The sequence below is a fragment of the Halomonas sp. SCS19 genome, from assembly GCF_040147015.1.
Lineage (GTDB): Bacteria > Pseudomonadota > Gammaproteobacteria > Pseudomonadales > Halomonadaceae > Halomonas > Halomonas litopenaei.
Map to the genome: position 1 here is coordinate 4235839 of NZ_JAMSHN010000001.1, position 13672 is coordinate 4249510.

Genomic DNA, 13672 nt, shown 5'->3' on the forward strand with positions numbered 1-13672 from the left:
TCCTGTCCCGGGCGTCAGGCCCACTGCGCCAGCAGTCGATCCAGGAAGGCAGGATCGACCACCGGTGGTGGCGTAGGCTTTGGCCGTGCCGGACTGACTCTGCGCAGACGACGTTGCGGACGCAGCGCCTGGGGCATGATCTCTCGGCTGCTGTCGTGCAAGGGGTTGCGGTCGAACTGGCCACGAAACAGCGGGTCGCTGCGGTATTCCGGTCGCCTGGCCAGGCGTGCCTCGTCGCCGGCGATCAGCAAAAGCATCTCGTCGAAATCCAGGTCGAGCAGCTCCTCCGGGCGCGGGAAGCCGGTCAGGGTCGCCAGGTCCATCGCCGCGTTCATGTTGGGTACGCCAAAGGACTGCACCACCCGACAGTTGTTGAGCATGGTCTGCCAGTCCTGGGGATACAGCTGTCGCAACTGGCTCATGTCCTGCCAGAAGCTCCAGGTCTGCAGGCCGTAGCCGCGCAGCAGGGTGATGGCCTGTCGCAGCTGCGGCAGAGGACCGAGCTGGGGTGCCTCGTCGAGCAGGAACAGGGTACGCAGCGCTGGCGCCCGGCGTCGGCGCACCACCGCCGCGATCAGTACGCCGATCCACAGTCTCAGCAGGCGGCCGTGGGATTCGAGCTTCTCGGGGGGAATCACCAGGTAGATCGATAACAGTTCCCCGCGGGTGACGTCGTCCAGCGAAAAGGTGGAGTCCTGGGTAGCCTCCAGTACCGCTTCACCGCGCAGGAAGCCGAGACTGTTCTGGGCGAAGGCCATGTAGCCGGCCAGGGTGGTCTCGGCCGGCAGAGTCAGACTGGCGGCGGTGGCTTCCAGGTCCGGATCCTGCATCTGGCGCATGCGCTCGGCCAGCTTGGCCAGCTCTTCGGTATCCTGGCTGACCATCTTGCGTAGCTTGCCGAGCAGCCCCTTGCGCTGTTCCGGCTGGCTGCGGATCAGGTAGAGCAGCAGACCATTGAGCACCTGCTGGGCGCGCTGCAGCCAGAAGCGGTCACGGCCGTCGAAGCCGTGTGACTCCATCATCAGCTCCGACAGCATGGCGATGTCATCGAGCTCGGTGCGTGAATTGGGGATGACGATGTCGGTGGGGTCCAGCCGATCTGCCGGCAGGTCGGTGATGCCCATGGGGTCGAGCACGATGACCCTGTGGCCCATCTGGCGGCGGCGACGGGCGGTCACCGCCGCATTCTCGCCCTTGGGGTCGACCACGATCACCGGCCCCGGATAACGCAGCAGGGTGGGGATGATGCAGCCGGTTCCCTTGCCCGAGCCGGTGGGGGCAATGGTCATCAGATGGCCGCTGCCCTCGAACAGGATCGGATCGAGCTGCTCCTGGTTCGCGTTGGTGCTTGGCGCACCGATGCGGAAACCGAACGGCTGATGAGGCTGACCCTGCTCCAGCGACCAGCCCACCAGCAGACCGTCCCCCTCCACCGATGACGGCAGGCGACGAGGGGGCAGAGGCGAATCATCCGGTACCAGGGTCATGGTGTGGGGTCCTCGTGGGCAGGCAAGGGGGCTCAGCGCAGGTAAGCTGATTCAGGGCAGGCGCACCGCGCCGATAAAGCGTTCCAGTCGCAGCGGCAGATCGTCGAGCAGGGTGCGGTCCTCCTCCATGTGGACCTCGCCGTCGCGCAGCACCGTGAAGTCGCAGTCCCACAGCGAGCGCCCGTAGACCACCGGTACCTGGATGTGCCAGGCGACGACCGGACTGTCGACGTCGCTGTTGAGGGAGCGCTGTTCAGCCAGATCCCCGCTGTGCAAGGTCATGGGGGCTGGCGCGTCGGCTTCGTCGTTGGCGCATACCACACGGGGGGGATAGCTTACCTTGGACAGCGCCTGACGGACCGCATCGAGCGCCTGAGGCGGCGGATCGGCATCGACCCAGGGAAAATAGTCAGCGGATTCCAGCACACGAAAACGGCCGCTCTCGGCACCTCCGATGATGAACCCGGTGAACAGGTGCAGGTATTCCAGCGCCGCGGCTGGGGAAGTGGCAGGATCGCCATAGACACTGTTCAGTCGAAACAGCGCCTTGCTGGTCAGGTCCAGCGGCCAGACACCGCTCTGGCCATAGATGAAGGCGAACAGGCCGGGGCCTTCTTCGGTCTCCAGCAGGACGTCGCAGAGCAGATGGCGGCGATAGCACAACAGTGGCATGGCGCGGATCGCCAGGGCGGTAAAGCACTCGCAGGTGGGCCGGATATCGTCGGCGAGCTGGGCCTGGGTCAGGTCCAGCAACAGCGGCAGACTGTCCTCGGGGGACAGCGTCTTCCAGTCCCCCGGGACGGGCGGCACGCTGGGAAAGGCCTGGTCTGCAGGCGTGAGGTGCTTCTCGAGAAATGTCTCCCAGCGATCTCGGTCCATGCAGGCCTCCGCCTGTATTGGGGCTACCGCTTCAGAAGCCCCGGTGGTGCAGCAGGGGCCGGGGGGCTGTCTTCACCCTAGATAGGCGCTGTCGTCTTGGCAACGGCTTCGGCGCCAAACTGAGCGTCAAAAAACTGGTTCTTCGTGATCATGAATTCCGTGCCAAGGCGGAGCAAGTCAGCCGCTATCTTCTTATAGATAGGAGAGGTGAGGCGGGAGGCCATCGACGATGGCGTGTGACCCTGAATCGAAACAGTGCCTGAGCGAGCGCGAGCCCGCCGGCTTCGGTGGCGGGGAGAACCTGTATCAGGTGCTGGAGACCTGGGGCACGCTGAGCGCTCTGTTGCTGGTGCTGCTGTTGTTGGTGCTGGTGCTGCAATATCGCAGGCGCTGGCTTGGTCGTGTTCCGCAGTTTGCTGCGGCAATGGTGCTGATACTCGGCAGTTATCTCGCGACTCACGTGGATGACGGCCCGGGGTTGACCAACGTCTATCGCACCTTGCAGCTGTTCGCCGGCCAAGCGGATTGGACGAGCACTCTGTTGGCGCGTGCTCACGGTGAGGGTCCGCCAGACAGGCTAATACATGGGGTTCGACTGCTCGGCCTGTTGGCCACGCTGTCGCTGGTGTTGGCGCTGTTTCGCAATTGCCACGGGGTCCTGTTGGAGGCTACCGCCAGAATCGTCCATGGCAAGGGGCGCGTCGTTGTCTGTGGTCTGGGTGAGCTAGGAATGCAGTTTGTCGAATCCTACCACCGCCAGGGACAGGCATTGCCCTTGTTGCAGCGCTTGCGACACCGCAGCGGGCTGGTGGTGATCGAGCAGGATGCCTCGAATCCCGGTATCGACTGGTGCCTCGATCGCGGCTATCTGGTGTTGGTGCGCGACGTCTTTGATAGCAAGATTCACCAGCGCGCCTGCATGGGGCGTGCTCGAACCATTCTGCTGACCCTGCCCGATGATACCCGCAATATCGAGCTGGCCATTGCCATTCGCAATGGGTGCTTCACACAACGGCCATCGTCGAACGATCCCAATGACAGCCGCACCATACTGATGGTGCACGTGGACGATATTGCCCTGGCGCGTCGGGCTGAAGATGCCAGTCGGCTGTCGCTGCAACAGAGCGTCAGCCTGCGTTTCTTCAATCTGTTCGAATCCAGCGCGCGTCAGGTGTTGGCGAAGCACGGACCGGACATCTACGCTCGGGTCGCCGACGCCGATCGAATCCACATCGCCCTGTACGGCGACAATCCCATGGCCGAGGCGTTGATCATTCACCTCTTGCAGCTGTCTGCCGCGATGCGGCATGGCGGTGCCTCGCTGTGCATCAGCCGTTTTACGCGAGAACCAGGAGACGCCTGGCCGGATTCACTGGCCGAACTGCCGGCGCGCGAGGAGCTTGCCTCCTGGGTGGAGTTTCGACGCTACCCTCTGGAGGATGCGTGTCGGGTACCGAGGGCAGGCCTCACCGAATGCGCGCGTTTCGCCGGGACTCCTCCGACACAGCACTTTGTGTGCATCGATGATGACAGCCTGTCGGCACGGCTTGCCCTGGCACTAAGGGGCGAATTGCTATCCCGTGAGCCGCTTTGCGTCAACGCAGAGATCCGCCCATGGAACGCCCCCGTCTTTGTCAGGCTCAAGAGGCGTCAAGGACTCGCCAGGTTGTTTGATGTCATGACTCGGTGTCAGGCAGGGACTCGTCAGGGCGACGCCAGGCGCTACGAGATACCCGATGGCCTGACGCCCTTTGGCATGCTCGACGAGGTCATGAAGTGGGAAGCGCTGGTCAATGAGCGCCGCGACAATCTGGCTCGAACCTTCCATGAACAGAGCTACAGCCCGATGGCAGCAGCGCCAGGCAATGTCTGGAAAAAGCAGACCAAGGTGGGGTGGGAGGAGCTTAAGATATTCTTCAAACGCTCCAATCGAGCCCAGGCCGACCACGTACCGGTCAAGCTGCGGGCACTCCACTGCGTCGCCTCAGAGCCTTCGGTGGTACTGACACCTGACGACGATGGTCACAGGCAACAAGGGCGGAGCGAGGCAAAGAGCATGATCGAGAGGGCCGAAAAGGACGCCCGGATCAGCTCGGAGCCGGTCTGGGGCCTGGCGTTTGAGCCTGAGCATCGTCGCCTGCTGGTGGCCTTCGGTAGCGAGGGCGAGGCCTTGCCGAGCAATGTCATGCAGTGGGATCTGCCCCACGGGCAAAAGCACCAGGCAAACTCCTCGCTCAAACCGTGCGAGGACTGGAAGTCGGACGGTGAGCAACGAGTCGAGGCAGGGACAGATCTTCGTCTCGATCGACTTGCGGAATCCTGGGTATCAGCCTGCTTTGGCCTTGGCGTGGTGGACAAGGGTGGCCGGCTATCGTCGCCACGCGAGGGAGAGCTGCAGGTGGAGACTCCCGATGGTGGACAACAGTGCATCGTGCTGGAGCAGGGGGCGCGGCTGACGGCGCTGGCGCTGCTGGTGGAAGAAGGTGGCGATTGGTGGGTAGCCATTGGTCGAGCGAGCGGTGCTGTAGAAATCGAGCGTGGGCCATCGCGACCCGCCCACCTGATACTGGGCAGCCCCTGGCAGCGCTTGCTGCTTTCGAGGCGCCCACAGCCGGTGGACCACCAGGATGCGACGGAGACGGCCTTGACGCCCTGGGAGCGACTGTCGCGAGTCGAGCATGATCGCTGGAACCTCTTTCACTATCTGAATGGCTGGCGAGGCGGGAGCCCGCGCGTCGATCCGGCCCGTGTCCACGACAACCTGGTCTCCTGGGACGACTTGTCGGATCAGACCCGGGGTTACGATCGCAAGGGCATCGTCCAACTGCCGATGCTGCTGGCCGAAGCCACAGGTCACCAGCAGACGGTATGTCGCTGTATCCGAATCGGTGTGACGGGAGGTTTTCGTCACCCCCGGGATCGTCTGACCCAGGACAGTGACGTCAGACGCCAGTGGTGCGAGCGACTCGGCAAGGCGACCCTTGATCGGGAAGAACGCCGTCAGCGACGCAAGCAGTCGGGGAAGACATCAGTTGTCGATCTCAAGCCGTTGTTGGATCGAGCCGCCTCGATTGCCGCTGGTATGCCGATCCGTTACGAGATCCATAGTGCACTCACCGAGGGACCAGAGCGTGAGTTGACCGGCTATCTGATCGACGCTTTGGACGCTGATCTGATGCTGGTGCTGCCGCTGCCCTTCGACATTCTGTACCAGGACTTCGCCGAGGATGACAAGCAGCGCCTGGAGTCGGTGGAAGAGTATTGCGCCATGGCGGCCAGGGCGACGCGTCATCTGGAAATGCCACTGCGCTTTGGCAATCTTGAACGGTTGGGTCATCGCCGTGATAAGGAGGAGCAAAGGTGCCCGTTGTACCAACAGTACCAATTGGCGGATGCCTGGCTACTTCAGTATTGCGACATGGTGGTGGTAGCAGATGACGACCGCTGGGCCAGGCTGGAATCGCTCTCTAGCGATTTGCCCGGGAAGGCTCAATGGAAAAGCCCACAATCGATTTTACATGGTGGTCTTTTGCACGAAAGCAATCTTCTCAAGATGAGGTTGCTTGAATAAGTAATGAGCGGTCGAGAGAGGTAAAGAATTTTTGGATATATCGAATCGCTAAATTTACTGCGTTTGTCGACATGGAGGCTCGTGTGTGTTTAGCGAGCCATGATTGATGGGTGGTGTCGACAAGAAAGAGAGGAAATACAAAATTTCCAACAGGAAGATTTGTTACAACAGTCGCATTCTAGAATGTATTTTGTTCTGAAGTGTATGGCGACAGATATAAGATGGCAAAAAATCGGGAAGGAGGAGGTATGCCAATTCAAAACATCATGCCGAGAGAGGCAGGACGTTCTCGGGCGGATAACGATCAGCTTTTCATTTCTTATTCCCGAGATATGAAAGACTATATGGAAAGGGTGCGCGACACGTCCAGTGCGAAACTGCAGCGGGCGGCGCGGCATAATTTTATCGAAGCTATGGAATGGCGAACCTGGATCGAGGAACAGGGGATTGATCAACTAAAGACCTATCAGGAAAATATTCTACGTCCCTCCGATCCGCGATGTATAGGCGTTATCTGTCTGCTTGGCGAAAGGATTGGTGAACCGTTATCGAATTTCCAGTGCCAGCCCATGCCTGATTTTACGTTATGGACAGAGACCAATAATGTATATCGCTACCGACTCAAAATGCCGGGTGATTGGCCTTCCGAACCCAAAGAGCAACAAGATCTCGTAGATCAAGGGTGGTATCCGCTCACAGGTCCTGTCTTTGAGGTTCTCGACGCTTGGCAGAGTTTTAAAGACAAGCCAAATGAAGAAATAAGCCGACTATTTGTCTGTTATTTTAGTGATTCTCCTGTATCCTGCGACAAAGATGAAGGAGTGTGCCTTAATGGTAGAAGTTGGTACAGCGAAGAAAGTAAGGAAATACTCGATAAAACAGATGATCATGAAAAGCAGATTAAGTGGACAAAAGATGTTTATATGGTTCAGACTGGTGCTTTGATCAATTTTATCAAGGCATTTTCTGAAAGAAGTCTTCCTCTACATTGTTTTCAAAGCTTTGATGAGGCTGGTGGGGAAATCAGCAAATTCGTCAAGCGATTGACCCCCGAGTCAGCATCATTTGAAAATCCCTATCGAGGACTGGACTACTATGATATGGATGATCCTTGTCCACTGCCGGGTAGAAGCCATAGGGCCGTCGATGAGGCATTAAAGATTAGATGTTTTTTAGACGATGGTAGAGCCTATTCGGTTCGCATTGTAGGAGAAAGTGGTTGCGGCAAGTCTTCTTTTCTCCGTCGAGGGCTACTGGCGGAACTGGCAGGCAACGGAAAGGACAGGAGGAACCCTTTTCCTGTCGTAGCGGTACGCCCAGGCGATCTTCATGATAGTACGGGTCGCCCCGATGCCAACGTGCTTGAGAAATTCCTGGACCAGGTCACAATCAGATACCCGTTATTTGGAGGACAGCTTGCGGAAGCGAGACTTGAGGGACGCCTTGTGGGGCCTAGAGCACCAACGGTAGTGACGAATATTATCGAAGAGGCGATTAAACATAATTTTGGCGGAAAACCTCTGGTCGTTGGGCTGGATCAGTTTGAAGAAATTGTCGATGATCTGGCAAATGCGGAAAGGCGGCCTTATGCTGATTTTTGGGGTCCTTTTCTGGCTTTTATCGAAGAGGCAACGAAGCGCGGAGTGGTCTGTTGCCTCTACACCATCGAGAAATTGAAAGTAGACTATCTTGATTCTGAAGCGAACATTAGTCATTCACCCAGTTTAATATCAATTCCGACGGTATTTTTGAAGCCCGGAGCGACTATCCGTTTATCAAGCGGTGACGAATTCCTGACGGAAGTCATAGAGAGCCCGTTTCTTCCAGATATTCAGTTGGATGGAAAAATAACACGGAGCCTGATTGATTCGTTTGGAAACTACAATCAGAAGCATGGCCATCTATCGTCACCACTTCCTTTGCTATCGCTGCTGCTTGAGCAACTTTATGAAAGGGCGCAGTCGTTGGTCGGAGCCGGGTTGGTCGAGCAAAAAAACACCGAAAATGAAGGCGGAGCGTCTCCGTCATTGTGGAGCCGATTTCACGGTGCGGACCACTTTATTAGCTATGAGGAAGTAAAGGATTACCTGGACCTTGACAATGAAGTTGGGCTGTTGGTTGAGCAGGCATTGCCCGGTGAAGCCAAGTCTTTTAACGCCGAGTTGGTAGAAGATGAGAAGGTTCAGCGACTCGCTGACCTGAATTTCCTGTTCAAACCACTTGTCGGCCTATCGAACTCCGTCGAAGAATCAATAACGCTGCGCGCCGTGGGCGACGGAGGTAGCAGGGATTTTCGCGACAGGATCAAGGCGCTCGCAGATGTCAGACTCGTCGTCAATGAAAGCAACGGTCTGAAACGCTTCATTCATCAGTCAGTTATCCGGCAATGGCCGCTGGCAAACGAATGGCTGAAAAGCTATGCAGACGAACTTGAACTGGACAGGCGGTTTCGTAGGGATTCACTGACCTGGCGGGAAACCCGAGGAGATAAAAAAAATCCGCAAGATCGTGAATCCATTCATGAAGCCGCTGTTGTTCTATACGGTTATATACGATACTGGCCGTTTATCTTAGATGATGATATGACGGAAGAAGATCGTGCATTGAAGAACTACTGCCAATCGCTTCTGTCCAGAAGTGATGCGCCAAAGACGCCGGTCGAAAGGGGCGGGAAGGTCTTTGCAACTTACGCACATATCGCAGCAATGTACGGAATGGACGACACCCTGGAAGAATTTATACGAAGGTGCCCAGAATGTATAGAATGCCGATCGTGGAAAGGGCGAAAGGCACTGGATGCCGCCGCCTGGACGAGTAGCAGCACTGTCAGGATGTTGCTAAGACATGATCACCATCCATTAAATACTGACGTGAATGGATGGCCGACAATAGCGGCCCCCATATGGCAAAAAAATCTGGATATCTTTGAGTTACTTTTACCCAATTATGAAAATGCGGGGTGGGACAGTCTTTCAGGGCCGGATGGTACGACGATGCTTCATATTGCCGCTCTGAGGGGGGCATCAAGAATCTGTAAACGACTCATGAGCATTCAGGGATTCGATCCTGAAAAGCTTCGTGATCGCAAGGGTTTTACACCGTTGCATTACGCAGCCATGACAGACAAGACTGACACTTTCGAGATTTTTTGTCACTGTTTGCCCATTAATGCTATTTCAAACTTTGATGATACCGTGCTTCATATGGCAGCGGCACATGGATCTATTAAAGTTGTTGAAAGAATAAAGAGATTCCCGAGCTTTAGCGGCCAGTTCGAGGCCAAGAATAAAGCGGGGAAAACGCCTTTGATGCTTGCCGCCGAAAATCGTCATGCGGCGGTGGTTGCCTTGCTCGCTCCGGCCTGTGATGTCAATCGACAGAACAGTAATGCGGTCAACATTCAAGAGAAGGATTGGACCGCATTGCATTATGCCTTGGCAGGTGCGAATCGAGAATTTTACACGGAGAAAAGAGTAGCGTCAGGTCAGGATGTAAACAAGGAACCCGAAACCAGAGCCTCACGACAAGCGGCATTGCGTACTGTAAAGGCTTTGTTGGATTCATGTCCAGATATAGATTTTAGCATAAGAACAGAAGATGGCATCCATGTCTTGGAAAGAGCAAAGTTCCTTCCGCTCGTTCGGCGGTATCTTATGACGAAGATAGTAGGGGCATTGCCAGACGGTAGTTCGGTATTCAACCATATGATCACGACGGGTGATCGAAGGGGGGTCGAATCTCTTCTGGCAGGAGGAGAGGTCACGGATGGAGCTTCGGGAGAGAATAAACAACTTTCATTGGAATTGCTGATTCAACATGGAATGGGTGATATTGCCGTTAGACTTATGAAGCTGTCTAAATTTGACCCTTGGGAAAGGTATGGCGTAAGGTCCAATGGCCTTGTCGCGGCGATCTACGCGAGATCATCCTGTATATTCGATCTGATCGTTGATAAATGGAAAGAGAAAGAACATCCCGGTAAAGGCGGGTTTAGCCATCTATTGAATCAGGCGGTCATAGCCACTATCCGCACCGGTCAAACATCACGCTATTTATCGGTGCTGTTGGAAATGGGCGCGCGCCCTCTCTATAAGCAAAAAAATACCAAACGTACGTTGCTGCATACCGCTGCCATGTATGGAGACCTCATTGCCTATCAACAACTGGTGGAGGCTTGCGACAAGGAGGCACCGACCGACGAATGGGGGTTGACGCCGGGTGATCTTGCGCCTGAGACATTGCAGCACGAATTTGAACGCGCTCCTGATCCTGTCGACCTTCCCGTGGAGCAGAATGATGAATTGCATGAGGCTAAATCCCTGTTCGAGGAATTGGCCGATCTGGCAAGGCGAGGTAACGTCGAGGCGCTGCGAGTGGAACTTGAGAAACTGAGTGAAATCGAGGTCGATGACCTCGTCGATGAGTATGGGAGGAGGTTGACAGACCTCGCGCCAGAGAGCTGCATTGATGTTATCGAATCCATGATGAAATATCCAAGGTCTAGAGGAACATAATAATGTCGCTATTGTTCTGTAATGAGGACTCATGGAAGAAGGTTGGCTCAGATATCGTTGACAGTATCCTGGAGAAGGAGGCGCCTATCGATCTTTTGCCTTGGCGTGACTCACAAATTACCTGTTGGCGAAGGCAGTTACCATTTTATGATGACATGTTTCTGCTAAGCCTTGTCTGTGACGACTGGAAAGACCAGACAAGAGTCTGCTTTCTGGAGCATGCGGGTGGTGCGAGGCTCAGGCTGAACGGAGATTCGGCACCGATTCATCAAGCCAATGCCGAGGCCAGCCTGCGTCTTGACGAGGCAAATGTGGCGGACTATCTGTCATTTTTCTGCTTCTTTGTTCGAGGCGATGCCGGGCCCTTCTATGTGCTAGAGCGCAAAGACGATCCCCTGCTGCCAGCGGACTTCTGGTCAGCCACCAAGGAAGGGCGAGGGGAAGGTCCGACTCCAGATGCGCTCTACCGGCCTCCCCGTCTCCATCGATCCGATGAGGCGACCAGCAGTTTTTTGCTGTCCACTCTGATCTTTTACGGAAACGCGCTGTTCGCTGCTGATATGAAAGTATTTTTTCGCGGAAACATCGAGATGATCAATGACGACCCATTGATCGAGAAACTGCCGGTCGCTTGCAACTTTCCGCTGAAGGTAGTGCCGACCGTTCATTGAATTGACGGTTCAGGAGTGGCGGAGCGCCGCAAAGTGGGTGCCCGCCACTGAAAAGCCTCAAGGTGCTGGAAGCGAGGGCTAGAACTCGTGCCTAGGCGCTGTCCGAAAAGTCGACGAGCGAAGGTTAGACAAGGCAAAAATCGGTGAGAAAGCGCAGTTTACGGGGTGTAAATGAGCATTTTGACCGGGCTGGCGCACCAGCCGATTTTTAACGCCGTATTACCGAGTGCAGGCACTTTTCAGACAAGTCCTAGAACCCGGGCACCAGCTCCCGCTCGCTGTAGATCATGCTCCAGACCTTGAGGTCGTCGGCCATCGTCAGCTGCAGCTGACCGAGCAGACGACGGACCACGGGGCGCTCCGGTGTGTTCAGGCGAGAGGTCAGCTTGCTGCCCAGGCGCTTCAGGCGTTGACTCATGCGCCGGGACTGCTGAGCGGCGGCACGTAGATCGCCGGTGGCGCGGATGCCGAAGATGGCCGCGCCCAGCACCGGCAGAAAGCCGCCGAGCAGGGTGGCTACGGGCTTGTAGAGCTCCGCCGGAAGTGCCGGACCGTTGAGGTAGACCAGATAGCACACCAGATACAGGACGCCACTGGCCAGCGTCAGCCAGAGCGCCCCCTTCGCCAGGTACTCGAGGCGATCGTCCTGAGTCTCCAGGCGCTCGGCGGTTTTTTGGTGATAGCCGATCTGGCCGTCGATCTCTTCGTGCAGGGCCACGTCCAGGGCCCGCCTGAGGCTATCACCGGAGACGACGGCGTCGGGTGGGCCGATTTCCCGCAGTGAGCAGCGCACGTACCAGGGAATCCAGTCGAAGCGACCGTTGTCCACCGGCGGCTCGGCGGCGCCGACGGGTGAGGTACCGATCAGCAGCGATAGCCGTGCCGGGCGGATCGCCTCGGCCAGGCTGCGGTAGGCCAGCCAGCGGCTCTGCCACTGCCCACGACGCCCGAGCCAGGTGATGAGCAGGATGCTGGCGATGATCGCAAGCTCCATGCTGACCAGCAGCGCCTTGACGCCCTTGCTGTCCCACGCCAGCACCGCCAGCAGACCCACCAGCACGGCGAGCGCTGCCAGCAGGAAGTTGGTGGTGTAGGCGCTGCGAAAGCGGTGAGCGTAGTCGATGGCGCGATTATCTGCGGCGATCCAGCGTTGTCGCAGGCGCTGGTCCAGGGTCGCCTCGTAGCTATCACCGCCAAGATGGTGTGCGGCTCTGAGTGTTTCCTTCCAGGCTCCGCTGCGTTCACGTTCAAGCCCCAGGTCGACCGATGCGGCGAAGGGTATGTCGCGTACCAGCAGGGCACGCAGCCACTCATGAACACAGTGACGGGTGCGCGGCCGTAGGGTCTGGCGGGCAAAGTCGCCAAGGCCCTTGAGCGGGCAGCTGGCGTCGTCGGGGCCGCGGCCCAGCAACAGCAGCTGTTCGAGTCGGTCGTTCAGTAGCTGGCTGATGTCACCTGGCGTCAGGGCTTTCCAGTCGCCGTCTTCCAGGGGCTCGACGACGTGCTCTCGGGGGACCCACAGGTGCAACTGGCCCTGCAGGTCGAGCCACAGTGTGATCAGGCCACGCAGGCGTGCCTCGTCGATGATCTCGGCGGTACCTCCACGCCCTCGGGAGGGCTTGCCGTCCCATACCGCCAGTAATACGTCGGAATGCGCCAGCACCAGATGGCCGGCCGCCTCGTAGCCGGCTTCCCGCTGATCGCCGGGCTCGCCGAGGTCGAGTTCGGTACAGCTGGTCACCGCCGGATGCTCGAACCAGCGCCAGTAGTCGGCCAGGGCGTCGCCATTGAAGTCGTCGGCGTATTGCCGACGTCGAAAGGGCAGGATCAGGTTGATCTCGTAGCCACGTGAGGCCGCCGCCTCGGCGACCAGCCGGTCGGCTCCCTCGGCGATGGCGCTGGCCAGTCGCATGCAGGCAGGCTCATCGGCATAGAGGCCGGGTTCGGCCTGTGCTCCCAGCCGGCGCGTCTCGGTGGCGAGGCGTTCGAGTATGTCCTGAGCCGCCTTGCCCAGCGCATCATGGTCGGCCTCCGCCAGGTCCTTGGGGCGGTGCCCGGTCACGCCCACGCGCAGGGTGAGTCGAGGGGCAAGATAGGCATTGTCGGTCACGGCGTGTCTCCGGGCTCGTCGAAGGGATCCTCTGGGGATCGCGTCGTGGCTTACTGGAGCATAGGTGAGGTCGCCTCGTTTCGCCGGCCAGCGAGTCTGACGGCAGGCTGCTGGCGTCCAGGGCGAGCGTCTGCGGGACCAGGCTCAGGCCGGTGATGTCAGGGCGATGCAGGATAAGTCCCAGGTCCTGTGGGTAGGCGCCATGATCTTCCGCACACGCCTGCAAAGCTCCCTTGCACTGGTGCCTCTTCATGGTCGACGTTGGTGGAGCATCGACCAAAGTCTCGTCGTCACTTCCTTGCATGGGCCAGTGGGGACAACTAGATTCAGTCTCGGTGGTATGACACGTATACAGTCGCCCAGGCATGGAGCCTGTCGATTCGATTGCGTGCATCCACCTTGCACACTCCACACGCCACAAGAGCCCGGGAGAACAACAA

Annotated in this window: 6 protein-coding genes; 3 read left to right on the forward strand and 3 right to left on the reverse strand. The window is 57.7% G+C overall.

From position 1 onward, the window contains the following. Positions 1-14 precede the first annotated feature (14 nt). Positions 15-1487, reverse strand: a complete 1473-nt coding sequence (locus NFH97_RS18475; RefSeq protein ID WP_045994186.1) for a type IV secretory system conjugative DNA transfer family protein — start codon at positions 1485-1487, stop codon at positions 15-17. Between the two features lie 51 nt (positions 1488-1538). After that, on the reverse strand, positions 1539-2366 hold the full coding sequence (locus NFH97_RS18480) for a hypothetical protein (RefSeq protein ID WP_045994185.1): 828 nt from the start codon (positions 2364-2366) through the stop codon (positions 1539-1541). Between the two features lie 229 nt (positions 2367-2595). Here NFH97_RS18480 and NFH97_RS18485 point away from each other — a divergent pair, with 229 nt between their 5' ends. The 3 genes from NFH97_RS18485 (at position 2596) to NFH97_RS18495 (ending at position 11122) form a co-directional block, all read left to right on the forward strand. After that, positions 2596-5937 (forward strand): NAD-binding protein, encoded by a 3342-nt coding sequence (locus NFH97_RS18485; protein WP_349625325.1) that lies wholly within the window; start codon positions 2596-2598, stop codon positions 5935-5937. 248 nt (positions 5938-6185) lie between these two features. Beyond that, the gene (locus NFH97_RS18490; protein WP_349625326.1) at positions 6186-10451 is read left to right on the forward strand and encodes an ankyrin repeat domain-containing protein; all 4266 of its coding nucleotides are present in this window, start codon (positions 6186-6188) and stop codon (positions 10449-10451) included. Between the two features lie 2 nt (positions 10452-10453). Next, positions 10454-11122: a hypothetical protein gene (locus NFH97_RS18495; protein ID WP_213226920.1), complete on the forward strand. Its 669-nt coding sequence runs from the start codon at positions 10454-10456 to the stop codon at positions 11120-11122. 250 nt (positions 11123-11372) lie between these two features. Here NFH97_RS18495 and NFH97_RS18500 read toward each other — a convergent pair whose 3' ends face one another. Beyond that, positions 11373-13232, reverse strand: a complete 1860-nt coding sequence (locus NFH97_RS18500) for a DUF4231 domain-containing protein (protein ID WP_222516435.1) — start codon at positions 13230-13232, stop codon at positions 11373-11375. Between the last annotated feature and the right edge of the window lie 440 nt (positions 13233-13672).

Excerpts from the sequence above, each read along its gene's own strand:
- NFH97_RS18475 (WP_045994186.1), bottom strand. The coding sequence starts at position 1,487 with ATGACCCTGGTACCGGATGATTCGCCTCTGCCCCCTCGTCGCCTGCCG.
- NFH97_RS18480 (WP_045994185.1), bottom strand. The coding sequence starts at position 2,366 with ATGGACCGAGATCGCTGGGAGACATTTCTCGAGAAGCACCTCACGCCT.
- NFH97_RS18485 (WP_349625325.1), top strand. The coding sequence starts at position 2,596 with ATGGCGTGTGACCCTGAATCGAAACAGTGCCTGAGCGAGCGCGAGCCC.
- NFH97_RS18495 (WP_213226920.1), top strand. The coding sequence starts at position 10,454 with ATGTCGCTATTGTTCTGTAATGAGGACTCATGGAAGAAGGTTGGCTCA.
- NFH97_RS18490 (WP_349625326.1), top strand. The coding sequence starts at position 6,186 with ATGCCAATTCAAAACATCATGCCGAGAGAGGCAGGACGTTCTCGGGCG.